Here is a 23,375-nt window from a genome sequence, read left to right on the forward strand (position 1 = left end):
CGCCGCCGAACACGAGCCGATCGCCCGTGTGCTGCCGATGCTGACGGTGCCCCATCTCGACCGCGAGTTCGACTACCTGGTGCCCGCCGAGCAGTCCGACGACGCCCAGCCCGGCGTGCGGGCCAAGGTCCGCTTCCACGGCAGGCTCGTGGACGCCTTCGTCCTCGAAAGACGTTCCGACACAGATCATGTGGGCAAACTCGGGTGGCTCGACAAGATCGTCTCACCCGAGTGTGTGCTGACCCACGACGTACGGCGGCTCGTCGACGCCGTGGCCGCCCGATACGCCGGTACCCGCGCCGACGTGCTGCGGCTCGCCGTTCCACCCCGGCACGCGACCGTGGAGAAGAAGCCCCCGGTTCCGGTGGAACCGTTCACTGTCGCGCCGGTCGACACCGCCGCGTGGGCGGCCTACAGCGGCGGGGCGCAGTTCGTCTCGGCGCTGCAGGATGCCCGGGCCGCGCGTGCGGTGTGGCAGGCGCTGCCCGGCGAAACGTGGCCGCACCGGCTGGCCGAGGCGGCCGCGGTGACCGTGGGCGCCGGGCGGGGGGTGCTCGCGGTGGTTCCCGACCAGCGCGATGTCGACCTGTTGCACGCCGCCGCGATCGAGCGGGTCGACGCCGGTCGGGTCGTCGCGCTGTCGGCGGGCCTCGGCCCGGCTGAGCGGTACCGGCGGTGGCTCTCGGTTCTGCGCGGGCAGGCCCGGGTCGTCATCGGCACGCGCAGCGCGGTTTTCGCACCCGTCGCCGATCTGGGTCTGGTGTTGATGTGGGACGACGGAGACGACTCGCTCGCCGAGCCGCGGGCGCCCTACCCGCACGCCCGCGAGGTCGCGATGCTGCGGGCCCATCAGCTGCGGTGCGCGGCGATGGTCGGCGGCTACGCCCGCACGGCCGAAGCGCAGGCGCTGGTCCGCAGCGGGTGGGCGCACGACCTGACGGCGACCCGGCAGACCGTCCGCGCCCACGCGCCGCGCGTGATCGCGCTGGAGGACAGCGCCTATGCCCACGAGCGCGATGCCGCCGCCCGCACCGCGAGGTTGCCGACCGTCGCCCTCGACGCCGCCCGCTCCGCGCTGGCCGCGAACATGCCCGTCCTCGTCCAGGTGCCGCGGCGCGGATACGTGCCGGCGCTGTCGTGCGCGAAATGCCGCGCCGTCGCCCGCTGCCGACACTGCACGGGTCCGCTGTCGCTGCCGGCCCGCGACGCTCCGGGCGTGGTGTGCCGCTGGTGTGGACGCGAAGAGCTGTCGATGCGCTGCGCGCGGTGCGGATCCGACGCGATCCGCGCGGTCGTCGTCGGCGCCCGCCGTACCGCCGAGGAACTCGGCCGCGCCTTCCCCGGCGCCCAGGTGATCACCTCCGGCGGTGACGACGTCGTCGCCTCGGTGCCGCAGCGCGCCGCCGTCGTCGTCGCGACCCCGGGCGTCGAGCCGGTCGCCGACGGCGGCTACGGCGCCGCGCTGCTGCTCGACAGTTGGGCACTGCTGGGCCGCCAGGATCTGCGCGCCGCCGAGGACACCCTGCGACGCTGGATGGCGGCGTCGGCGATGGTCCGCAGCCGTGCCGACGGGGGTGTGGTCGCGGTGGTGGCCGAATCCGCGATCCCGACGGTGCAGGCGCTGATCCGCTGGGACCCGGTCGGTCACGCGGAGGCCGAACTCGACGGTCGCACCGAGGTCGGGTTGCCGCCGGCGACGCACATGGCCGCCCTCGACGGTGTCCCGGCTGCGGTCGACGCGCTGCTGCACGCGGCCGCACTGCCCGACGGCGCGGAGGTGCTCGGGCCGGTCGACCTACCCGTCGGCGCGCGCCGCCCGGCCGGCATCGCCGTGGATGTGACGGTGAGCCGGATGCTGGTACGGGTGCCGCGTGACGGCGGCCTGGAGCTGGCCGCGGCGCTGCGACGCGCGACGGTGGTGCAGAGTGCACGCCACGATCACGAGCCAGTCCGCGTCCAGATCGACCCGTTGCACATAGGGTGATGCCCATGACGGCGGGGCGGGTGCTCAAGGCGCTGATTCCGTTGATCTTGATCGCGTTCGGGGTGCTGTGGCCGGTGGTCTTCGACGGCGGGTCCGGCGACCCCACCGACATCGACGACCCGGTCGTGATCAGCCACTACGACGTGAACATGGCCATCGCCGCCGACGGCACGATGACCGCGGTCGAGACCATCACGACGGAGTTCTACAGCACCGACCGCCACGGCATCTTCCGGTACTGGGACGTGGCCAACCAGAACGACCCCCACCTGCGCCAGAAGCCCGAGATCCAGTCGATCCTGCTCGACGGCCGACCGGTCACCTACCAGATGCTCTGGGAGGACGCCGGTCGCTTCCGGGTGGCCAAAATCGGCGACGCCGATCGCTATCTCAGCGACGGCACCCACGTCTTCGAGATCCGCTACACCATCCCCAGTGTCCTCGACCCCGGCGATGTCGGCGCCGACCGTCAGTTCGCCGAGACGGTCGGCGGGGGAACACCATCTGAAAGCGTCTTCTTCTGGAACGTGATCGCCCCCGCCTGGAACAACCGCATCGAACGCGCCGACGTCACGCTGACCCTGCCGGGCGGGGCCGGCGCCGCACAGTGCTCGGTCGGATTCGGTGTCGGACGCGCATGCGACGGCCTGACCGTCGACGGCAACCGCGTCCGGTTCAGCGCACAGGACCTGCCGCCGCGCACCCCGGTGACGGTGCGCGCCGGCGTGGACGTGCCCACCCCGCCGCGCGCCACCCTGCCCTGGCCCTACACCTGGGACCGTGTGCTCGGACAGTCCGTCAGCGGTGCGGTGGGGGTCGGCGCGCTGGCGGTACTGCTCGGTGCCATCGCGCTGCTGTGGTTCCGCAGCGTGCTGGAGAAGCCGCCGGGCTTCCCGCTGCAGTACGCACCTCCGCCGGGGCTGGGCCCGGTGCAGGCCGAATACATCCGCACGGAGTCGGTGTCCAAGCACGGGCTCACCGCCACCCTGTTCTATCTCGCCGAGCAGGACCTGATCCGTCTGCGGCAGGTCAACGACACCCACTGGAAGATCACCAGCACCGCCGAGCCCGGGCGATGGGGTGACATCGATCCGGTCAGCGTGGCGGTGGCGTCGCGGTTGAAGATCATCAACAGAGGGTCGGAGTTCGAGGCGAAGAAGACTGCCAAATCGGGCGAGAAGCTCAACAAGGCCAAGACGGACATGGCCAAGGCGGTCGAGTCGTGGGCCCTCGACACCGGGCTGATGGTGCCGCGCAAGAAGGAGCTGTGGTTGCGTGCGGCCAACGCCGTCGCATTCATCCTGATGGTCTGCGCGTTCTTCCGCTGGGGATTCCCGGCCACCATGTGGGCGGTGCCGTTCGCGGTGTTCTTCCTGCTCTCGGCGGGGTCCTGGCGCGACGGAGTGGGCACCCGGCGCACCGCGGCGGGCCGCGACCTCTGGTCGCGGGTCGGTGGCTTCCACCGCTTGTTGTCCACCGATTCGGCGGAGAGCCGGTTCGACTTCTCGGCGCGCAAAGACCTCTACATCGCCTACGTGCCGTTCGCCGTCGCCGCGGGCGTCGCGGCGGTATGGGCGCAGAAGTATCAGGATTACACCGGTTCGGTTGCGCCCCAACCGGAGTGGTATGGATCATCGCACTCGTCGAGCTCCGGAACCGCCTTCTCGGGTGGGGCCGGAGGCGGTGATTTCGACAGCTTCGAATCGGCGCTGTCGTCCTCGATCGGCGCCTACACCGCGTCGCAGGCGTCGTCCTCGTCCTCGGGCGGCGGAAGCAGCTTCAGCAGTGGCGGGGGAGGCGGCGGGGGCGGCGGAGGAGGAGGTGGATCGTGGTGAGTTTCCTGCTCGCCGTCATCCTGGTGGTGGCCGTGCTGGTCCTCATCGGTTTCGTGATGGGCTACAACAGGATCCGGTCGGCCGATGTGCGGGTCGCCGAGGCGCTGTCGGGCATCGACGTCGAGCTCACGCGACGCGCGTCGCTGATCCCGAGCCTCGTGCACACCGTGCAGACCTTCGCCGCGCACGAGAAGGCCGTCCTCGACCACGTGACCGATGCCCGGGCGGCACTGACCTCGGCGACGGGGGGCAATTCGGTCGCCGAACGCAGCGCGGCCGAGCAGCGCCTCGATTCGGCGCTGGAGCCGCTGTGGGCGCTGGGTCAGTCCTATCCGCAGCTGAACTCGTCGACCAACTTCCTCGACCTGCAACGCAATCTGGCCGACACGGAGGACAAGCTCGCGTTCGCGCGGCAGTACTACAACGACGCGGCGGCCACCCTCAACCGGCAACTGTCCACGATTCCGTGGATGTTCGTCGCGCCGCTGACCGGTGTGACCGAGAAGGAGTACTACCAGACGCCCCGGGCTTGATCGTCCGGCTCCTCCCTAGACTGTCTCGGTGCGTCTCGTCTTCGCCGGCACCCCGGAACCCGCCCTCCCGTCCCTGCAGCGGCTGATCGATTCCGCCCGCCACGACGTGATCGCCGTCCTGACCCGCCCCGACGCGGCCGCGGGGCGGCGCGGCCGGCCGAGCCCGTCGCCGGTGGCCGAGCTGGCCGCCGCGCACGGTATCCCGGTGCTGAAGCCGCCGCGGCCCAACTCGGAGGAGTTCGTCGCCGAACTCGCCGCGCTGGCACCGGACTGCTGCGCCGTCGTCGCCTACGGCGCCCTGCTGCGCGAGGAACTGCTCACAGTCCCTGCCCACGGCTGGGTGAACCTGCATTTCTCGGTGCTGCCTGCATGGCGCGGCGCCGCGCCGGTGCAGGCCGCGCTCGCCGCGGGCGACGAGGTCACCGGCGCCACGACGTTCCAGATCGAACTCAGCCTCGACTCCGGTCCGGTCTACGGGGTGGTCACGGAGACGATCCGGCCCACCGACACCGCTGGCGACCTGCTCGGCCGGCTCGCCGAGTCCGGGGCCGGCCTGCTGGAGGCGACCATGGACGGGATCGAGGACGGCACACTGACCGCGGTGCCGCAGCCCGCCGAGGGGGTCAGCATCGCGCCCAAGGTCAGCGTCGACGACGCCCGCATCCGTTGGGAGCTACCGGCGCACGTGGTCGACCGGCGGATCCGTTCGGTCACTCCGAACCCGGGCGCCTGGACCATGGCCGGCGAACTGCGCATCAAGGTCGGGCCCGTCACGGTGCCCGAGGACGGACCGAAAGATCTTGAGCCGGGGGAGATCCGGGTGGGCAAGAAGCATGTACACGTCGGCACCGCAACGGACGCGGTGCTGCTCGGCACGGTGCAGCCGCCGGGCAAGAAGTCGATGAACGCCGCCGACTGGGCGCGTGGCGCGCGCGCCGAGGACATCCGGAGGGCCCGATGACGCGACCCGACAAGAAGCGTCCGCCCCGCCGCAAGCGGCTGGATCCGGCTCGGCAGGCGGCCTTCGATGTGCTGCGTGCGGTCTCCGAGCGCGACTCCTACGCCAACCTGGCACTGCCGGCGCTGCTGCGGGACCGCCGGATCACCGGGCGCGACGCGGCGTTCGCCACGGAGCTGACCTACGGAACGTGCCGCGCCAAGGGACTGCTGGACGCGGTGATCGCGGCCGCGGCGGGCCGCCCGGTCGACCACATCGACCCGATCCTGCTGGATCTACTGCGGCTCGGCGCGTATCAAATCCTGCGCACTCGCGTCGACGACCACGCCGCGGTGTCGACGACCGTCGAGCAGGCGGGTCTCGAATTCGACACGGCGCGAGCAGGTTTCGTCAACGGGGTGCTGCGCACCATCGCACGCCGTGACGAGGCGGACTGGGTCGCCGAACTCGCCCCGCCGGCGGCCACCGACCCGGTCGGGCACCTCGCGTTCGTCCACGCCCACCCCCGGTGGATCGGCCAGGCGTTCGCCGATGCGCTGGGCGCGCGGGCCGGTGAACTGGGCGCACTGCTGGCCAGCGACGACTCCCGACCCGAAGTTCACCTCGCGGCCCGGCCGGGGATGCTCACCGCCGCCGAACTCGCCGAACAGACCGGCGGCACCGTGGGCAGGTACTCGCCGTACGCGGTGTACCTCGGCGACGGCGATCCCGGTGGCGTCGCCGCGGTGCGCGAGAGCCGCGCCCTGGTGCAGGACGAGGGCAGCCAGCTCGTCGCCCGCGCGCTGACCCTGGCCCCGGTCGACGGCCCCGACGGTGGCCGCTGGCTGGATCTGTGCGCCGGCCCGGGTGGCAAGACGGCGCTGCTGGCCGCGCTGGGACAGCCGTCGGGCGCGACGGTGACCGCGGTAGAACCCGCCCCGCGGCGCGCCGAGCTCGTCGAGCAGAACACCGCGGGCCTGCCGGTGGACGTGGTCCGGGTCGACGGCCGGGAGTCAGGGCTGACGCCGGGCTTCGACCGGGTGCTCGTGGACGCGCCGTGCACCGGTCTCGGTGCGCTGCGGCGCAGACCCGAAGCCCGCTGGCGGCGTCAGCCCGGCGACGTGCCCGCGCTGGCCAAGCTGCAACGCGAGTTGCTCGCCGCCGCGATTCGGCTGACCAGGCCGGGAGGAGTGGTGCTCTACGCGACATGTTCGCCGCACCTGGCCGAGACCGCCGGCGTGGTGGCCGACGCGCTGCGCCGGCAGCCGGTGACCGCCCTGGACACGCGTGAGCTGTTCTCGCCCGCCACCGACACCGGAGATGGCCCGTCGGTACAGCTGTGGCCGCACCGGCACGGCACCGACGCGATGTTCGCCGCCGCTCTTCGGGTCGACGCTGCGGCCCGGTGACCCGCGCGTCGTAGGCTGAACCCCATGCCCAAACCGCTGATCGCACCGTCGATCCTGGCCGCCGACTTCGCCAGGCTCGCCGAGGAGGCCGCCGCAGTCGACGGCGCCGACTGGCTGCACGTCGACGTCATGGACAACCACTTCGTGCCGAATCTCACGCTCGGCCTGCCGGTGGTGGAATCGCTGCTGAAGGTCACCGACATCCCGATGGACTGCCATCTGATGATCGAGAACCCCGAGCGGTGGGCGCCGCCGTACGCCGAGGCGGGCGCCTACAACGTGACCATCCACGCCGAGGCCACCGACAATCCGGTCGCGGTCGCCCGCGACATCCGCGCCGCCGGCGCCAAGGCCGGGCTGTCCATCAAGCCGGGGACGCCGATCGAGCCGTATCTGGAGATCCTGCGCGAGTTCGACACGCTGCTGGTGATGTCGGTCGAGCCGGGCTTCGGCGGCCAGAAGTTCATCGCGGAGGTGCTGCCGAAGGTCGGAATCGTGCGCCGGTTGGTCGATTCCGGCGAGTTGACCATCGTCATCGAGATCGACGGCGGCATCAACGCCGACACCATCGAGGAGGCCGCCGAAGCCGGTGTCGACTGCTTCGTCGCGGGCTCGGCGGTCTACAGCGCCGAGGATCCAGCCGCCGCGGTGCAGTCGCTGCGCAGCCAGGCTGCCGCGGCGTCGCGTCATCTGGTCCTGTGAACCTGGACGCGGCGATGGCGGCGGCCATCGCGCAGTCGGAGCGGGTGAAAGGCAGGACCTACCCCAATCCGCCTGTGGGCGCGGTGATTCTGGACTCAGACGGTGAGATCGCCGGCGTCGGCGCGACCGCTCCGACCGGCGGCCCGCACGCCGAGGTGGTGGCGCTGCGCCGTGCCGGCGAGCGGGTCGCCGGGGGAACGGCGGTGGTGACCCTGGAGCCGTGCAACCACTTCGGTCGCACGCCGCCGTGTGTCGATGCGCTGATCGATGCCGGGGTGGCCGCCGTCGCGTTCGCCGTCGCCGATCCCAATCCGGCGGCCGCCGGCGGTGCCGCGCGCCTCGCCGCGGCCGGTGTGCGGGTCAGCGCCGGGGTGGGAGCGGATGCGGTCACCGGGGGACCGCTGCGGGAGTGGTTGCACAAACAGCGCACCGGAAAGCCGCATGTGACATGGAAATTCGCTGCCAGTGTGGACGGCCGCAGCGCTGCGGCCGACGGCACCAGCCAGTGGATCACCAGCGAGGCGTCCCGTGCCGACGTACACCGCCGGCGCGCGGCCGCCGACGCGATCGTCGCCGGAACGGGCACGGTGTTCGCCGACGACCCGGCGCTGACGGCACGTCTTCCCGACGGCAGTCTGGCCGACCACCAGCCGCTGCGTGTCGTCGTCGGGATGCGCGAGATCTCACCCGACGCAACGGTTCTCAACGACGATTCGCGGACCATGGTGATCCGGACACGCGACCCCCACGAGGTGATCAAGGCGTTGACGGATCGCACCGACGTGCTCGTGGAGGGTGGGCCCACGCTGGCCGGCGCGTTCCTGCGCGCCGGCGCGATCGACCGGATACTTGCTTATGTCGCACCGATTCTGCTCGGCGGTCCCGTGACGGCTGTCGATGACGTGGGGGTGTCGAGCATCACACAGGCGCACCGCTGGCGGTTCGACGGCATGCAGGCCATCGGGCCCGACGTGCTGCTGAGCCTCGTCCCGAACTGATCCGTTATCTGGCTGTTATTCAATCGTTTCCAAAATCGGGGTGTAGCCGCTTGGGTGGGCAAGCACACACCGTGCCCAACGCGTGGCGGGCGGATCGGACACCGGATCTCGGTAGACTTCTGCCAGATGCCGCCGAGTACGCCGAGTAAGGCGGGAATATCGCGCTTTCACCGTTGAGTTGCGCATGGTGAGCACGAACAAAGGACACAACGACCATGACTGCACTGCAGGACTGGATCAACATCACCCCGGTCAATCCGAACACCATCAAGTCCGCCATCGTCGATGCGTGGCGTGGCCTGACCTCCAACCACACCGAGCCTGTCGCAGACCTTCAGCTGATGGGACGCGGACTCGAGCGCTGCTGAGCGTCCTCGACCGGATCCGTCTCCTCGGCGTGCGTGTCGCGGGCCGCGATCAGAAGGCCCAGCACGGCGCCCACCACACACACCACCGCGGTGATGGTGAAGATCTCGGCGTACTGCAGGACGTAGGCCTCGCGGACGCGGTTGGCCTCGGCCGCCAGCCGCTCGGCCAGTGAGTCGCCGCCCGCGCTGGCCGGCAGGCTCGCCAGATGCTGGTTGAAGCGGTAGAGACCCCACGCCGACAGCGCGGCGATGCCGATGAGCATGCCGATCATCCGGGACACCACGACCGCGGCCGAGGCGATGCCGTGCTGCGCCGACGGCACCACCCGCAGCGTCGCCGACGTCAGCGGCCCGATCACCAGCCCGAGACCGAAACCGGTGATGATCAGGTCGGTGCCGAGCACCGGAAGGCTGAGGAAGCCGATGCTGTGGCGCGCCTCCAGCACATCGGCCGGCCAGTGCGAGATCAGCAGGTAACCGCCCGCGGCGATCAGCAGGCCCGCGAACGCGATGATCCGGTCGCCGACCCGGGTGGCCAGCCAGCCGCCGAGCAGCGCGCCGACGGGAAGCGCGGCGAGGAACCACAGCAGCAGGAACGCCGCCTCGATCTGATCCTTGCCCAGGACGCCCTGCGCGAACAGCTCCACGTTGACCAGCGTCACCATCAGTGCGGCTCCGGCGGCCAGGGAGGCGCCCAGCGCGGCCAGGAAGGGCCGGAACCGGACCCCCTTCGGGTCCAGCAGGCGGGTGCGCGCGAACTTCTCCCAGACGAAGAAGGCCACGGCCGCGATCAGCGCCGCGATCAGGACGGGCACGCCCCAGCTGGGCAGGACCTCCTTGCCGTCCGGTTTCGGGTTGTACAGGCCGATCACCGCGAGGCCCAAGGCCACGGCGAGAAGCAGGCCGCCGACGACGTCGATCTTCTGGGGGACCTCGGTCTCCATCCGCCCGGGCAGGCTGAAGTGGATCATCACCATCGCGACCAGCGCCAGCGGGACGTTGACCCAGAAGACCGACTGCCAGTGGTGGAACAGCCACACCAGCGAGATGCCGTAGATGGGGCCGAGCACGCTGCCCAGTTCCTGGGCGGCGCCGACCCACCCCAGCACCGCCGCGCGGTTGCGCGCGGCCCACAGATCGGCGGCCAGCGCGAGCGTGACCGGCAGCAGCGCACCGCTGGCGGTGCCTTGGATCACGCGGCCCAGCACCAGGATGTCGAGGTCGGTGGACATCGCGGTCACCACGGAGCCGAGCGCAAAACCGGCGAGGCTGACCTGGATCAGCATCTTGCGGCCGAACCTGTCGGACGCGCGTCCCAGCAGCGGCATCGCGGCGATGTAGCCGAGCAGGTAGCCGGTGATGATCGGGGTGACCCGCTGGATCTCGTTGATGCCGATACCGACATCGCTCATGATGTCGACCATGATCGTGACGACGACGTAGGTGTCGAGCGCCCCGAGGATGACGGCGAGCGAGCCCGCGCTGATCGCGATCAGGCGATTGGTGGCGGCGGGAGCAGTGATTGTGGGCATCACACCGCAGGTTTGTCGACGGTCACCGGCTCGCCCCACTTCGACAGCGTCATCGTGACGCTGTTGCCGGGCGAGGGCTCCAGCCGCACCTGCATGAGCTTGTGATCACCTTCTTCGGCGACCCACGCGGTACCGGGCACCGGACCGGTGGCGCCGATCTGCGGCGCGATCTTGTTGACGGCGTCGGCGCTGACCTCGCCGGTGACCCGCACGGTCTGCGTCCCCTCGACCGTTTCCCGGCCGTCGGCGCTGGGGTTGGAGAAGTTCGCCAGGACGTTGGCCAGGCCGACGTTCGGATCGAGGATGGCGGCGACGTCGTACACGTCGGCGGCCGGACCGAAGTTCGACAGCGATCCGCCGGCGGTGATCGTGGCCCAGAGGTCGCCGTCGGACACCACGAACTCGACGTCGTTGAGCCGCTGACCGAGGAAGATGATGTTCGCCGTGCCCTTGGCGGCGACGGCGGGGGTCTGCGTCAGGTCGCCTTCGAGCTGTTCGACCGGCAGCTCGGCGATCTGACCCTGCACGGACAGCGTGAGGTGGGCGCTCGTCTGGTTCCTGGTCGTCTCGGAGGACTCGCTGAGCAGCGTCGTCGGGTCGGGGAGATCTTTCCCCGAGTCTTCTGTGGACGAGCTGGAGCACCCTGCGAGCAGGGCGACGGCAGCGAAAAGGGCGGCGAAGATCGCCAACAGGCGGGTCTGCATGCCTGCATCGTAGAGGGTTCGGGTGTCGGGTCGTGTGCTCCGCGCCGCGGGTCGACCCGGTGGCACCCCTTCCCAACTGCCTGTTCCCGGATTTCCGGGGCGCTCAGATGATCGGCGGATCGTCCGGTCTGAGCAGCCGTAGCCAGCGGTATCCGTAGCCCTCCAACGACAGTTCGATCCCGCCGCGGGCATCGACAGGAAATTCGGCGCGCCCGTCGAGCAGGTCCACCAGGCGGGAACCCTCAGGAAGGTCACCGAGCGTCAGCGGGACCAGGCAACCGTCGGCGCCGAAGTTGTGCAGCCCGACCATCGCCCAGCCCGACGACTCGCGGCAGACGTGGGCCAGCACGGCGGTGTGGGGCTGCTTGAGGATTTCCACCGTCGACCACCCGATCTCGGGTTGCTGTCGGTAGGTGTAGATCAGGTCGCGCACGAACCACCAGAACGACCGATGGTCGCGGCGTTGATCGGCGACGTTGACCCGGTCGGGGCCGAAGAGCCCCTCGGGCAGCGGCCGGGGCAGCCTGCGCTTCGGCGCCGTCGAGAACCCTCCGTTGGTGCCCGAGGTCCACTGCATCGGGGTGCGCACCGCGAATCGTCCTGGGACATCCAGGTTCTCGGCCATGCCGATCTCCTCGCCGTAGAACAGCACGGGAGTGCCGGGCAGCGAGAACGCCAGCGAGTACACCATGCGCATCCGACGCTGGTCGGCGCCGAGCATCGACGGTAGCCGTCGCCGCAGCCCGCGGTCGTAGAGCTGCATGTCGGGGTCGGGCCCGAACGCGTCGAACACCTCCTGGCGCTCACTGTCGCTGAGCTTGTCCAACGTGAGTTCATCGTGATTGCGCGCGAAATTGGCCCACTGGCTGGTCACGTCCAGCGATGGCCGACTTCGCAGCGCTTTCGCCAGAGGGCGCGCGTCGCCGCGCGCCAGCGACAGGTACATGCTCTGCATGCCGATGAAGTCGAACTGCATGTTCAGGCCGTCGCCGTCAGATCCTCCGAAGAACGCCTTCTGATCCTTGTAGGGCACGTTGACCTCACCGAGAAGCACGGCGTCGCCGACACGGCGGGTGACGAAATTGCGCACGTCTCCGAGGTACTGGAACGGGTCGAAGACCCCCGGATCGCCGGGAGCGCCGTCGCGGGCGAACAGGAACGGGACGGCGTCGACACGGAATCCGGCGACGCCGAGTTGCAGCCAGAAGCCCAGTGTCCGTGAGATCTCTTCCTGCACCTGTGGATTGGCGATGTTCAGGTCCGGTTGATGTTTGTAGAAGTGGTGCAGGTACCACTGGCCGGTCTTCGGGTCGAGCTCCCAGAGACTGTCCTCCTGGTCGGGGAACACGACGTCTTCGGAGGTGTCGGGTGGCTCGGTGGCGGTCCAGACGTAGTAGTCGCGGTACGGATCATCGGTGCCGCGCCTGGCCGACTTGAACCACGGGTGTGCGTCGGAGGTGTGGTTCATCACGAAGTCGACGATCACCCGGATCCCGTGTGACCCGGCGGTGCGGATCAGCTCGACGAAGTCGCCGAGGTTACCCAGTCGCTCGTCGACGCCGAAGAAGTCGGTGATGTCATAGCCGTCGTCCTTGCGCGCGGTCGGATAGAACGGCATCAGCCACAGGCACGTGATGCCGAGGTCGGCCAGGTACTCGATGCGTTCGGTCATTCCGCGGATGTCTCCGCAGCCGTCGCCGTTCCAGTCGTAGAACGTCTCGATGTCGGCGCAGTAGACGACGGCGTTCTTCCACCACAGGTCGCCGGTCTCGATGGTTCTCATCACGGCACCGCGGGCGCGCTCGGCGAGAGCTGCGGCAGCACGTGCTCGCCGAAGGCGTCGATGAAGGATCGCTGGTGCTGGCCGACGAAATGCAGATACAGCTCGTCCCAGCCCTGGTCGAGATATTCCTGCAGCCACGCCGCGTGCCGACCGAGATCGCTGGAGATCCGCACAGACGGCTCCATCTGCTCCGGGGTGACGGCCTCACCGATCGTGTCGAACGCCTCGACGGTCTCGATGTCCCAGGACACCGGCGGGCCGAGCACGTTGGTGCGCCACTGGTCGTGCGCGATCGCCAGCGCCTCCTCGTCGGTCGGTGCCCAGCTGAGGTGGATCTGGAGCCGCGCCGGACCGCGACCGCCGGCGTCCCGGTAGGAATCGAGCACCTGCCGCAGCGTCTCGGCGGGCTGGTTGACTGTGATCAGCGCGTCGGCCCATGCCGCGTGACGGGCAGCCGTCGCCGGCGTGATGGCGGGACCGACCAGGTCGGGGACGGTCTCCGGCAGCGTCCACAGCCTCGCGCGGTTCACGTGGATCAGTCCGTCGACGCTGACCTCCTCACCCTTGAGGAGCCGACGGATGACGTCGACGCATTCGACGAGTCGTTGGTCGCGGATCTCCTTGCGCGGCCAGACGTCGCCGGTGATGCGCTCGTTGGAGGCCTCACCGGATCCCAGCGCAGCCCAGATCCGGCCCGGGAACATCTGCGCCAGCGTCGCGATCGCCTGGGCGATGATCGCCGGGTGGTAGCGCTGACCAGGTGCGTTCACCACCCCGAACGGCAGCTTCGTCGTGGCCAGGGCGGCGCCGAGGAAGGCCCACGCGAATCCGGACTCGTTCTGCCGTTCGCTCCACGGGCTGAAGTGGTCCGAGGACATCGCGGCCGTGAAGCCCGCCTGTTCGGCGTGCTGTACGTCGTGCAACAGCTGACCCGGCGGGATCTGTTCGTGCGAGCAGTGAAATCCGATGACCGTCATCGCTCCGGAATACCCCGATCCCGCCAGGTCTAGGCTGTCGTGGTGTTCACCGGAATAGTCGAAGAGCTGGGTGAAGTCGTCGGTGTCGAGGACCTCGGTGACTCGGCGCGCCTGGTCATCCGGGGTCCGATCGTGACTTCGGATGCGGGACACGGCGATTCGATCGCGGTCAACGGCGTGTGCCTGACGGTCGTCGACGTGTTGGCCGACGGTTCGTTCTCCGCCGACGTGATGGCCGAGACGCTGAACCGGTCCAGTCTGCGTGGCGTCGACGTCGGCGCCCGGGTGAACCTTGAGCGTGCCGCGGCGATCAACAGCCGGCTGGGCGGGCACATCGTCCAGGGCCATGTCGACGGGACGGGGCACATCGTCTCGCGCACCCCGTCCGAGCACTGGACCGTGGTGCGGATCGCTCTGCCGGAAACACTGGCACGGTATGTCGTTCAGAAGGGGTCCATCACCGTCGACGGGGTGTCGCTGACAGTGTCGGGGCTCGGGCCCGACTGGTTCGAGGTGTCGCTGATTCCGACCACCCTGGACATGACGACGCTGGGCCGCGCGGCCGTGGGGGCGCCCGTCAATCTCGAGGTGGACGTGATCGCGAAGTACGTCGAGCGGTTGCTCGGTCAGCGAGACCCCTCGGGCGGATAGTGGGTCAGCTCTGATCGTCGGCAGTCGACGGATCCGTCTTGGCGGCGTCTGTCTTGCCCGCGTCTGTCTTGCCCGCGTCGTCGTCCGGTTCGGCATCTGCTGCCCGAGAACCGGTGGGCGGCTGCTGTTCCCACGCGGATCGCATCAGGTCACCCGGCCTCCAACCGCTGAACGCCCGACCGGTGTCCTCCCGGTCCGCAGCCCACAGCCGAGGGCCACGAAGACGGGCGGGCCGCTCGATGTCGTCCGACGGTTCGGCGACGTCACCGAAGTCGAGCTCGACAGCAGGTAGGGCGTCGTCACGGCGGGGCGCGGACACCACCGGTCGTTGCCGGACGATCGTCGGGGTCGACTCCGCGACGTCGCTGAGGAGTTGTGCGGAGCGCACGGCACCGGCGGCCACGGTCTGGGCGTCCGAGACCCACCGCGTCGGCGGGGGGACGAGGCGAAACGGCACGGGCTCGGAAGGGAAGGTGCCCGCGACGCCGGCGTCCGGACGCTCGTAGCCGGTTTCGATGACAGCCCTCAGGAACGGGTCCAAGGCCGTCACCAGGTCCGGCGGGACGCCCAGCTCGAGCAGCGGCATCGTCAGAGGAAGTTGACCGACGGGGGTGGGAATCAGTTTGTCGGTGACGAGGCCGTCGCGGCTGGTGGTCACGATGGCCGACGGATCGTTCGGATCGATCTCCTGGTAGTAGCCGGAGTGCAGGTAGACGAACCCCAGGACGGCGTTCGCGTCCGCGGCGATGTTGAGGACGAAGTCCGGCGCGTCGGAGATGCCGTCGTACATCTTGGACACCTGCAGCACCTTCGTTCGCTCCGGCGTGGTGCCCTCACCGAAGGTCACGCCGACCAGAGGCACATACACCCCGGCGGGGAGTCTCGTCAGGATTCCTCCGCTGTTGCGGCGAGGGTTGCTCGCCAGGACGAATTCGACGTCGCCGGTGTGGAAGTCCGGATCGCGTTCGAGTTCGGCCAGGGCACCGGCCACCGTGCCGGCGCCCTGCGAATAGCCGACGACGTAGATGGTGCCCGTCGGGTCGTCGGCGCGCGCCTGGCGTATCCCTCTGACGATCTTGGCAGCGGCGTCGGCCTCCGATTCGTTGTACGTCGGGTCGGTGAAGCCGGTCGCCATTCCGAGGCTGCGGGGATAGTCCACGAAGGTGAGATTCGATCCCTCCGCTGCATAGCGCCCCTGGAAACTGTCGGCCATCCGGAGGAACGGCACCCCGTCCTCTGCTCCGATCACCGGCTTGGTGCCGTCGACGAAGATGCTCGCCGACAGCAGGTGCACCGGCATGACCGGTGTCTCGACGGTATGGGCGACGCCCAGCAGGACGGCCGCCTCCACGGCCAGTCCGGTCGTCACGAACGGGCCCCATTTCTTCATGCGGGATTTCTGCATCGGTGTATCGCCCCCGGTGAGTGCTTTGTTTGCCACAAATGTTGTTGGCAAACGCGTACCCCACGGGTTGCCGGCAAAATCCCGTCGACGACGCCGGTCTGCTAAGCCGTTGCGTTGAGAAATTTCAGTAGGCGAGAAGCCGCTGGACACGGCGCCGCAGGGGTGGCTACGGTCACGCGGATCCCTGACCGGGCGTCGGCGACCCGGTGTCCGCCCGCGCGGTCGGAGCCGACCGAACGAGCGGGCAATAAGCGAGGACCTGCCGTGGTTCATACTGAAGGGTGTTGACACGTGGTTCCGGGCCTCCCGGAGCCGGCAAGGGTGGTGAAGATGACGAGGCTGGATTCGGTCGAGCGCGCGGTTGCCGACATAGCCGCAGGCAAGGCCGTGGTCGTCATCGACGACGAAGACCGAGAGAACGAAGGCGACCTGATCTTCGCCGCGGAGAAAGCCACTCCCGAGCTCGTCGCGTTCATGGTCCGCTACACGTCGGGCTATCTGTGTGTGCCGCTGGCCGGTGAGATCTGTGACCGGCTGGGACTGCTGCCGATGTACGCGGTCAACCAGGACAAGCACGGCACCGCCTACACAGTCACGGTCGACGCGAAAGTCGGTGTGGGGACCGGAATTTCGGCGTCCGACCGGGCGACGACCATGCGCTTGCTGGCCGACCCCGACTCGGTCGCCGACGATTTCACCAAGCCCGGCCATGTGGTGCCGTTGCGGGCCAAGGACGGTGGTGTGCTGCGACGGCCCGGCCACACCGAGGCCGCTGTCGACCTCGCCAGGCTCGCCGGCCTGCAGGCCGCCGGCACCATCTGCGAGATCGTCAGCCAGAAGGACGAGGGAGCGATGGCGCAGACCGATGAGCTGCGCATCTTCGCCGACGAACACGACCTGGCGCTGATCTCGATCGCGGACCTGATCGAGTGGCGGCGCAAGCACGAGAAGCACATCGCCCGCGTCGCGGAGGCGCGCATCCCGACCCGGCACGGCGAGTTCCGCGCGGTCGGTTACACCAGCATCTACGAGGACGTCGAGCATGTCGCGCTGGTCAAGGGCGACATCGCCGGACCTCACGGCGACGGCCACGACGTGCTGGTGCGGGTGCACTCCGAGTGCCTGACCGGGGACGTGTTCGGCTCACGCCGCTGTGACTGCGGTCCGCAACTGGATGCCGCGCTGGCGATGGTCGCGCGGGAAGGCCGCGGCATCGTGCTCTACATGCGCGGTCACGAGGGCCGTGGCATCGGCCTGATGCACAAGTTGCAGGCCTACCAGCTGCAGGACGCCGGCGACGACACCGTCGACGCGAACCTCAAACTGGGCTTGCCCGCCGACGCTCGCGACTACGGCACCGGCGCGCAGATCCTGGTCGACCTCGGGGTGCGGTCGATGCGTCTGCTGACCAACAACCCGGCCAAACGGGTCGGACTCGACGGCTACGGCCTGCACATCATCGAGCGTGTGCCGCTTCCGGTGCGCGCCAACGCGGAGAACATCCGGTACCTGATGACCAAGCGCGACCGCATGGGCCACGACCTCGTCGGCCTGGATGATTTCGACGAAGCAGTGCCCGGTGAGTTCGGCGGTGCGGTGTGAGGGCCCGGAGCGGAGCGGAGAAATGAGTGGCGCCGGTGTTCCCGACATGCCCGCGCTGCACGCCGAGGACGTGACGCTGGCGATCGTGGCGAGCACGTGGCACGAGACCATTTGTGACGCGCTGCTCGACGGTGCCCGCAAGGTGGCCGAGCAGGCCGGCGTGACCGACCCGACCGTGGTGCGGGTGCTCGGTGCCATCGAGATCCCGGTGGTCGCGCAGGCGCTGGCCCGCACGCACGACGCGGTGATCGCGCTCGGCGTGGTGATCCGCGGCGAGACACCACATTTCGACTACGTGTGTGACGCCGTAACGCAGGGTCTGACCCGGGTGTCGCTGGACGCGTCGACGCCCGTGGCCAACGGGGTTCTCACCGTCAACACCGAGAACCAGGCGCTGGACCGGGCCGGGCTGCCGAACTCCGCCGAGGACAAGGGCGCCCAGGCCGCCGCGGCAGCGCTGTCGACGGCACTGACGCTGCGTCAGCTGGCATCGCCGTCGTGAGCGGCGATTGGGACCTCGAGGTCAAGCCTCATCTCACACCGATCTTCGCGTGGGGTGCCGCGGTCATCATCGTGGTCGCCCACGTGGCGGTCGGAGCGCTGCTGAAGGTCGGGTCGTCCGGGGTGGTGTTCCGCACCGCGGATCAGGTGGCGATCGCGTTGGTCGGTGTCGTCATCGCCTGCTTCGTGACGCTGTTCGCGCGGCCCCGGCTGCGCGTCGGGCCGTCCGGAGTCGCCGTGCGAAATCTGTTCGGCTACCGCCTTTTCCCGTGGACCGAGGTCGTCGACGTGTCGTTCCACGAAGGCGCCCGATGGGCGCGGCTCGATCTTCCCGACGACGAGTACGTCCCGGTGATGGCGATCCAGGCCGTCGACAAGGGGCGTGCGGTCGAGTCGATGGACACGGTGCGCGCGCTCATCACCCGCTATCTCGACGACGTCAACTCACAGGAGCGTCCCCGTCGCCCATGACCGCGCCCTCGCGGCGCGGATCGGCTCCGCCCACCCAGCCGTCGCCGGCGCGGACGATCGCGGACAGACCGCTGGACTGATCGGCGAGATCGACCTTGTGGCCGAGTTCACGCAGGCCCCGCACCAGTGGGTCGTCGGCGCCGTCGTCCGCGGTATCGATGACCGGATGTTCACCGCCGACGTTGGTCTCGGGCGAGTTGTCGGCGCCGAAGTCGACCATCGACACCGCCTGCTGGGGATCCAGACCCCAATCGAGCATGCCCACCACGGTTTTCACGACGAACTGGATGATGGTCGACCCGCCCGGTGAACCGGCCACCGCGTAGAGCCGACGATCGGGTCCGGAGGTGTCGAAGATCAGGGTCGGCGCCATCGTGCTGCGGGGCCGTTTCCCCGGTTCGAGCCGGTTGGCCACGGGCGCCCCGTCCGGGCCGGCGGGCTCGGCGGAGAAGTCGGTCAGCTGGTTGTTGAGCAGGAACCCGTCGACCATGTGGAAGGAGCCGAACGCCGACTCGACGGTGGTCGTCAGTGACGCCGCATTGCCGTCGCGGTCGACCACGCTGACGTGGCTCGTGCCGTGCTCCGGCGTGGGCGGAACCGGCGCGGTGGGCGGGCCGAAGTTGCCCGGCTCCGCGGTGCCCATGGACCGGTCGGGGGAGATCAACGCCGCACGTCCGGCGAGATAGTCGTTGCCCAGCAGCGTGTCCGGTGATCCACCGGGTAGCGCCACGAAATCCGTGTCGGCGACGTAACGGTCGCGGTCGGCGTAGGCCAGACGTTCGGCCTCGGAGATCAGGTGTACGCCCATCACCGACGGCCGCCCGCCGTTGAGATCGACGTCGGTCGGGGCGTGGTCGGCCATCGGAAAACGTTCGAGCATGCCCAGCGTGGCCGCGACCGCGATTCCTCCCGAGGACGGCGGCGGCATGCCGCAGATCTCCTTGCCGCGGTAGGGGGTGCACAGCGGATCACGCTGCTTGACCGTGTAATCCGCGAGATCCTCGACGGTCATCAGACCGGGCGTGCGTCCTCCTGACGGGTCGGTGACCGATGCGACGATGGCCCGTGCGATGTCCCCGGTGTAGAACGCCTCGGGGTCGGCGGCCACGGCGCCCAGTGTCTTGGCGTACGCCGGGTTGGTCAGCGTGGTGCCTGCCGACTTCGGGGTGCGGTCGGCGTTCAGGAAGTACGCGGCGGCGTCGTCGTCGAGTGCGAGCTTCGGCGCCGCGGCGGCGATGGCGGCCGCCAGGCGCGCGCTGACGTCGAAGCCGTCGTCGGCGAGGGTGACGGCGGGGGAGAACAGGTCGCGCCACGGAGTGCGGCCGTGCTCGGCGTGCACCTGCGCCAGCATCGCGACGATGCCGGGCACCCCGATCGAGCGTCCGGATGCCCTTGCATCGGGTTTCGGCTCGGTGCGGTCGGTGTCGGAGATCCAGCGCAGGGAGTTCTCGGTCGCCGCCGCCGGCGCGGTTTCGCGGCCGTCGAACGCCTGCACCGACTGCGCGGCGGCATCGTAGTAGAGCAGGAAACCGCCGCCGCCGAGTCCCGAGGACTGGGGCTCGACCAGGCCGAGCACGGCCTGCGCGGTCACCAGCGCGTCCGCCGCGGTGCCTCCGTCGCGCAGCACCTCACACGCGGCCCTGGTGGCGAGCGGGTTGGCGGTGGCGACCGCGTAGGACCTGGTGTGGACAGCGGTCATGTCGCTGCGATAGCCGGTCGCGGTCTCCGGCGCGGTGTCGTCGGACCGGCCGCCGTCCGACGACACCGGGGTGCCGTTGGCGACGATGTCGCACGGGCCCGGCGGCGCGGCCGGTGTGTCCTGTCTCGCAGTGCAACCGGTCAGGATCAGCGAGAGGCCCAGCAGGACTCTCAGCGCGGACGTCGTCGTGCGGCGGGTGGCCCACATCACTGCCACGGTAGCGGCTCTACCCCGTCGGAGGGCGGCAGTAACCTGGGACCGTGCCCGATCCAGCGACGTACCGACCCGCTCCCGGGTCCATCCCCGTCGAACCGGGCGTGTACCGATTCCGCGACCCGCACGGACGCGTCATCTACGTCGGCAAGGCGAAGAGTCTGCGCAGCCGGCTCAACTCGTATTTCGCCGACATCTCCGGTCTCGCGCCGCGGACCCGCCAGATGGTGATGACGGCCTCCAGTGTGGAGTGGACCGTCGTCGGCACCGAGGTCGAGGCGCTGCAGCTCGAGTACAACTGGATCAAGGAGTTCGATCCGCGATTCAACATCCGCTACCGCGACGACAAGTCCTATCCGGTGCTGGCGGTCACCCTCAACGAGGAGTATCCGCGGCTGAAGGTCTACCGCGGGCCGCGCCGCAAGGGAGTGCGCTACTTCGGTCCGTACTCGCACGCGTGGGCCATCCGCGAGACCGTGGACCTGCTGACCCGGGTTTTCCCGGCCCGCACCTGCTCGAACGGAGTGTTCAAGCGGCACAGTCAGATTGACCGGCCGTGTCTGCTCGGCTACATCGACAAGTGTTCGGCCCCGTGTGTGGGCCGGGTCAGTGCCGAACAGCACCGGCAGATCGTGCAGGACTTCTGCGATTTCCTGGCCGGTAAGACCGACCGGCTGATCCGCGAGATGGAACAGCAGATGACCGCGGCCGCCGAGGACCTGGACTTCGAGCGGGCGGCGCGGTTGCGCGACAACATCGGGGCGATGCGCCGCGCGATGGAGAAGCAGACCGTGGTGTTGGGCGACGGCACCGACGCCGACGTGGTGGCCTTCGCCGACGACGAACTCGAAGCCGCGGTGCAGGTGTTTCACGTCCGGGGCGGGCGGGTTCGCGGCCAGCGCGGCTGGGTGATCGAAAAGTCCGGAGAGCCGGGCGAATCCACGCTGGAGTACCTGGTCGAGCAGTTCTTGACGCAGTTCTACGGCGATCAGGCCGAACTCGGGGGCGCCAGCGACGCCGGCGGTGACGAGGCTAGCAACCCGGTCCCCAAGCAGGTTCTGGTTCCCGTGCTGCCCGAGACGACGGACGAACTGGAGACCTGGCTGTCACAGCTGCGCGGATCGCGCGTCGCGCTGCGGGTGCCCCAACGCGGGGACAAACGCGCACTGGCCGAGACGGTCAAACGCAACGCCGAAGGGGCGCTCAATCAGCACAAGCTGAAGAGGGCCGGCGATTTCACCGCCAGAAGTGCTGCGCTGCAGAGCATTCAGGAGAACCTCGGTCTGCAGGACGCGCCGCTGCGCATCGAGTGCATCGACATCAGTCACGTCCAGGGCACCGATGTGGTGGCCTCGCTGGTGGTCTTCGAGGACGGGCTGCCCCGCAAGTCCGACTACCGCCACTTCGCGATCCGGGAGGCCGCCGGCGACGGCCGCTCCGACGACGTCGCATCGATCGCAGAGGTGACACGGCGCCGGTTCCACCGCCACCTGCGCGACATGCAGGAACCCGGGGAGATGGTCGCCGAAGGCCGGTCGCGCAGATTCGCCTATCCGCCGAACCTGTTCGTCGTCGACGGCGGCGCCCCCCAGGTGAACGCCGCGCAGGCCGTCCTCGACGATCTCGGAATCTCCGACGTCGCGGTGATCGGGCTGGCGAAGCGACTCGAGGAGGTGTGGGTCCCCAACCTGGACGGCACGGCGCCGGATCCCATCATCTTCCCCCGCAACAGCGACGGCCTCTACCTGCTGCAGCGGGTCCGCGACGAGGCGCACCGGTTCGCGATCTCCTATCACCGCAGCAAGCGCTCGAAGCGGATGACCGCCTCGGCGCTGGATTCGGTGCGCGGGCTCGGTGAGCACCGGCGCAAGGCGCTGGTGACCCACTTCGGTTCGCTGGCCCGGCTCAAGCAGGCGACGGTCGAGGAGATCACCGAGGTGCCCGGCATCGGCGCTGCGACAGCGCGGGCGGTGCTCGACGCGCTCGGCATCGAAGCGCCTCCGGAACCCGGGGCCGAGGCGCCGCCCGATTCGGGAGCGGCTGCGGCCGTTATGGGCAATGATCAGAGCAGGGTACCGGGATGACAAGGCAGGGCATGCGCGACGATCTGCGGGGGGAAGCCGACAGTGTTGTCCACGACGGGACCGACGACATAGACAACGAGAACGACATCGACAACGGCATAGACAACGAGAACGGCAACGGCATCGACGTGGTCCTCGTCACCGGCTTGTCCGGAGCGGGGCGGGGGACCGCTGCCAAGGTGCTCGAAGACCTGGGCTGGTATGTCGCCGACAATTTGCCGCCCGAGCTGATCGCGCAGATGGTCGATCTCGGGTTGGCGGCGGGCTCGCGCATCACCCAACTCGCCGCGGTGATGGACGTGCGGTCACGCGGCTTCACCGGCGACCTCGACTGGGTGCGCAGCGAATTGGCGACGCGCAACATCGTGCCCCGTGTCGTGTTCCTGGAGGCCTCCGACGACATCCTCGTGCGCCGTTACGAGCAGAACCGTCGCAGCCATCCGTTGCAGGGCAACCAGACGCTGGCCGAAGGGATCGCGGCCGAACGCGCGATGCTCGCGCCGGTGCGCGCCTCCGCGGATCTGGTGATCGACACCTCCGCGCTGTCGGTGCACGGACTGCGCGACAGCATCGAGCGTGCGTTCGCCGCCGAGACGGTGGCCCACACCAACGTCACGGTGGAATCGTTCGGTTACAAGTACGGGCTGCCGATGGATGCCGACACCGTGATGGACGTCCGGTTCCTGCCGAACCCGCACTGGATCGACCGCCTGCGTCCGCACACCGGTCAGAACGCCGACGTCCGCGACTACGTGCTCGGCCAACCCGGTGCCGACGAGTTCCTCGACTCCTACCATCAGCTGTTGAACGTCGTCATCGACGGATACCGCCGGGAGGGGAAGCGCTACATGACGGTCGCGATCGGCTGCACCGGCGGCAAGCATCGCAGTGTGGCGATGGCCGAGGCGCTGGCGGCACGGCTGGCGGGTAGTGACGCGCTGACGGTGCGGGTGCTGCACCGGGATCTGGGGCGCGAATGAGGTACCG

At 69.4% G+C, this 23,375-nt stretch carries 20 protein-coding genes; 14 read left to right on the plus strand and 6 right to left on the minus strand.

All coding sequences use genetic code 11. The features are described 5' to 3' along the window. Positions 1-37 precede the first annotated feature (37 nt). The 8 genes from DYE23_RS12700 (at position 38) to DYE23_RS30865 (ending at position 8,766) form a co-directional block, all read left to right on the plus strand. Positions 38-1,984: a primosomal protein N' gene (locus DYE23_RS12700; protein ID WP_172527911.1), complete on the plus strand. Its 1,947-nt coding sequence runs from the start codon at positions 38-40 to the stop codon at positions 1,982-1,984. Between the two features lie 5 nt (positions 1,985-1,989). Next, positions 1,990-3,819, plus strand: coding sequence for a DUF2207 domain-containing protein (locus DYE23_RS12705; RefSeq protein ID WP_115328949.1), 1,830 nt, complete (start codon positions 1,990-1,992; stop codon positions 3,817-3,819). Further along, the gene (locus tag DYE23_RS12710; protein ID WP_115327333.1) at positions 3,813-4,352 is read left to right on the plus strand and encodes a LemA family protein; all 540 of its coding nucleotides are present in this window, start codon (positions 3,813-3,815) and stop codon (positions 4,350-4,352) included. Before DYE23_RS12705 ends, DYE23_RS12710 begins: the two co-directional genes overlap by 7 nt. Before the next feature lie 28 nt (positions 4,353-4,380). Continuing rightward, positions 4,381-5,313 (plus strand): methionyl-tRNA formyltransferase, encoded by a 933-nt coding sequence (gene fmt / locus DYE23_RS12715; protein ID WP_115327334.1) that lies wholly within the window; start codon positions 4,381-4,383, stop codon positions 5,311-5,313. Next, positions 5,310-6,698, plus strand: coding sequence for an RsmB/NOP family class I SAM-dependent RNA methyltransferase (locus DYE23_RS12720; protein WP_115327335.1), 1,389 nt, complete (start codon positions 5,310-5,312; stop codon positions 6,696-6,698). Before fmt ends, DYE23_RS12720 begins: the two co-directional genes overlap by 4 nt. A 24-nt stretch (positions 6,699-6,722) precedes the next feature. Continuing rightward, the gene (gene rpe, locus DYE23_RS12725; RefSeq protein ID WP_115327336.1) at positions 6,723-7,400 is read left to right on the plus strand and encodes a ribulose-phosphate 3-epimerase; all 678 of its coding nucleotides are present in this window, start codon (positions 6,723-6,725) and stop codon (positions 7,398-7,400) included. After that, the gene (ribD, locus tag DYE23_RS12730) at positions 7,397-8,398 is read left to right on the plus strand and encodes a bifunctional diaminohydroxyphosphoribosylaminopyrimidine deaminase/5-amino-6-(5-phosphoribosylamino)uracil reductase RibD (protein ID WP_115327337.1); all 1,002 of its coding nucleotides are present in this window, start codon (positions 7,397-7,399) and stop codon (positions 8,396-8,398) included. Before rpe ends, ribD begins: the two co-directional genes overlap by 4 nt. Positions 8,399-8,613: 215 nt before the next feature. Beyond that, on the plus strand, positions 8,614-8,766 hold the full coding sequence (locus DYE23_RS30865) for a hypothetical protein (protein WP_172527764.1): 153 nt from the start codon (positions 8,614-8,616) through the stop codon (positions 8,764-8,766). On the opposite strand, the gene DYE23_RS12735 is transcribed toward DYE23_RS30865, so the two are convergent. The 4 genes from DYE23_RS12735 to DYE23_RS12750 all read right to left on the minus strand — a co-directional run bounded on the left by DYE23_RS12735 (position 8,733) and on the right by DYE23_RS12750 (position 13,762). Further along, the gene (locus DYE23_RS12735) at positions 8,733-10,298 is read right to left on the minus strand and encodes an MFS transporter (protein WP_013471852.1); all 1,566 of its coding nucleotides are present in this window, start codon (positions 10,296-10,298) and stop codon (positions 8,733-8,735) included. The genes DYE23_RS30865 and DYE23_RS12735 overlap by 34 nt on opposite strands. Continuing rightward, positions 10,298-11,002, minus strand: a complete 705-nt coding sequence (locus DYE23_RS12740; protein ID WP_013471851.1) for an LppX_LprAFG lipoprotein — start codon at positions 11,000-11,002, stop codon at positions 10,298-10,300. The genes DYE23_RS12735 and DYE23_RS12740 overlap by 1 nt, the downstream gene beginning before the upstream one ends. A gap of 103 nt (positions 11,003-11,105) precedes the next feature. Further along, the gene (locus tag DYE23_RS12745) at positions 11,106-12,785 is read right to left on the minus strand and encodes an alpha-amylase family protein (protein WP_011894575.1); all 1,680 of its coding nucleotides are present in this window, start codon (positions 12,783-12,785) and stop codon (positions 11,106-11,108) included. Next, positions 12,785-13,762 (minus strand): TIGR03885 family FMN-dependent LLM class oxidoreductase, encoded by a 978-nt coding sequence (locus DYE23_RS12750; protein ID WP_115327338.1) that lies wholly within the window; start codon positions 13,760-13,762, stop codon positions 12,785-12,787. The genes DYE23_RS12745 and DYE23_RS12750 overlap by 1 nt, the downstream gene beginning before the upstream one ends. Before the next feature lie 42 nt (positions 13,763-13,804). On the opposite strand from DYE23_RS12750, the gene DYE23_RS12755 reads away from it, so the two are divergent. Then, a complete protein-coding gene (locus DYE23_RS12755; RefSeq protein WP_172527765.1) occupies positions 13,805-14,413 on the plus strand; it encodes a riboflavin synthase in 609 nt (202 codons plus the stop codon). Between the two features lie 4 nt (positions 14,414-14,417). Here the strand turns inward: DYE23_RS12755 and DYE23_RS12760 are convergent, their stop codons facing one another. Beyond that, positions 14,418-15,803 carry a PE-PPE domain-containing protein gene (locus tag DYE23_RS12760; protein WP_172527766.1) on the minus strand — a complete coding sequence of 462 codons (1,386 nt, stop codon included), beginning with the start codon at positions 15,801-15,803 and terminating at the stop codon, positions 14,418-14,420. Between the two features lie 345 nt (positions 15,804-16,148). On the opposite strand from DYE23_RS12760, the gene DYE23_RS12765 reads away from it, so the two are divergent. From DYE23_RS12765 to DYE23_RS12775, 3 genes are read left to right on the plus strand one after another with little or no spacing between them, the layout of a single operon-like run. Next, complete coding sequence (locus DYE23_RS12765; RefSeq protein ID WP_011894571.1) at positions 16,149-17,420, plus strand: bifunctional 3,4-dihydroxy-2-butanone-4-phosphate synthase/GTP cyclohydrolase II; 1,272 nt, start codon at positions 16,149-16,151, stop codon at positions 17,418-17,420. A gap of 22 nt (positions 17,421-17,442) precedes the next feature. Then, positions 17,443-17,922 carry a 6,7-dimethyl-8-ribityllumazine synthase gene (ribH, locus tag DYE23_RS12770; RefSeq protein ID WP_011894570.1) on the plus strand — a complete coding sequence of 160 codons (480 nt, stop codon included), beginning with the start codon at positions 17,443-17,445 and terminating at the stop codon, positions 17,920-17,922. Then, entirely contained in the window at positions 17,919-18,392 is a 474-nt protein-coding gene (locus DYE23_RS12775) for a PH domain-containing protein (protein WP_011894569.1), read from the plus strand. The genes ribH and DYE23_RS12775 overlap by 4 nt, the downstream gene beginning before the upstream one ends. On the opposite strand, the gene ggt is transcribed toward DYE23_RS12775, so the two are convergent. Then, entirely contained in the window at positions 18,361-20,298 is a 1,938-nt protein-coding gene (ggt, locus tag DYE23_RS12780) for a gamma-glutamyltransferase (protein ID WP_085981133.1), read from the minus strand. The genes DYE23_RS12775 and ggt overlap by 32 nt on opposite strands. A 53-nt stretch (positions 20,299-20,351) precedes the next feature. Between ggt and uvrC the strand changes: the two genes are divergently transcribed. Both uvrC and rapZ read left to right on the plus strand, forming a co-directional pair. Continuing rightward, positions 20,352-22,388 carry an excinuclease ABC subunit UvrC gene (gene uvrC / locus DYE23_RS12785; RefSeq protein WP_011894567.1) on the plus strand — a complete coding sequence of 679 codons (2,037 nt, stop codon included), beginning with the start codon at positions 20,352-20,354 and terminating at the stop codon, positions 22,386-22,388. Continuing rightward, positions 22,385-23,368, plus strand: a complete 984-nt coding sequence (gene rapZ, locus DYE23_RS12790; protein WP_011894566.1) for an RNase adapter RapZ — start codon at positions 22,385-22,387, stop codon at positions 23,366-23,368. The genes uvrC and rapZ overlap by 4 nt, the downstream gene beginning before the upstream one ends. The last annotated feature ends 7 nt before the right edge of the window (positions 23,369-23,375 follow it).

This window comes from Mycolicibacterium gilvum (assembly GCF_900454025.1).
GTDB classification, from domain to species: domain Bacteria; phylum Actinomycetota; class Actinomycetes; order Mycobacteriales; family Mycobacteriaceae; genus Mycobacterium; species Mycobacterium gilvum.

Bases quoted from the DNA above. Each gene is read 5' to 3' on its own strand.
- DYE23_RS12700 (WP_172527911.1), top strand. From the start codon at position 38: ATGCTGACGGTGCCCCATCTCGACCGCGAGTTCGACTACCTGGTGCCC.
- DYE23_RS12705 (WP_115328949.1), top strand. From the start codon at position 1,990: ATGACGGCGGGGCGGGTGCTCAAGGCGCTGATTCCGTTGATCTTGATC.
- DYE23_RS12720 (WP_115327335.1), top strand. From the start codon at position 5,310: ATGACGCGACCCGACAAGAAGCGTCCGCCCCGCCGCAAGCGGCTGGAT.
- rpe (WP_115327336.1), top strand. From the start codon at position 6,723: ATGCCCAAACCGCTGATCGCACCGTCGATCCTGGCCGCCGACTTCGCC.
- DYE23_RS30865 (WP_172527764.1), top strand. From the start codon at position 8,614: ATGACTGCACTGCAGGACTGGATCAACATCACCCCGGTCAATCCGAAC.
- DYE23_RS12735 (WP_013471852.1), bottom strand. From the start codon at position 10,298: ATGCCCACAATCACTGCTCCCGCCGCCACCAATCGCCTGATCGCGATC.
- DYE23_RS12740 (WP_013471851.1), bottom strand. From the start codon at position 11,002: ATGCAGACCCGCCTGTTGGCGATCTTCGCCGCCCTTTTCGCTGCCGTC.
- DYE23_RS12745 (WP_011894575.1), bottom strand. From the start codon at position 12,785: ATGAGAACCATCGAGACCGGCGACCTGTGGTGGAAGAACGCCGTCGTC.
- DYE23_RS12750 (WP_115327338.1), bottom strand. From the start codon at position 13,762: ATGACGGTCATCGGATTTCACTGCTCGCACGAACAGATCCCGCCGGGT.
- DYE23_RS12760 (WP_172527766.1), bottom strand. From the start codon at position 15,803: ATGAAGAAATGGGGCCCGTTCGTGACGACCGGACTGGCCGTGGAGGCG.
- DYE23_RS12765 (WP_011894571.1), top strand. From the start codon at position 16,149: ATGACGAGGCTGGATTCGGTCGAGCGCGCGGTTGCCGACATAGCCGCA.
- ribH (WP_011894570.1), top strand. From the start codon at position 17,443: ATGAGTGGCGCCGGTGTTCCCGACATGCCCGCGCTGCACGCCGAGGAC.
- ggt (WP_085981133.1), bottom strand. From the start codon at position 20,298: ATGTGGGCCACCCGCCGCACGACGACGTCCGCGCTGAGAGTCCTGCTG.
- rapZ (WP_011894566.1), top strand. From the start codon at position 22,385: ATGACAAGGCAGGGCATGCGCGACGATCTGCGGGGGGAAGCCGACAGT.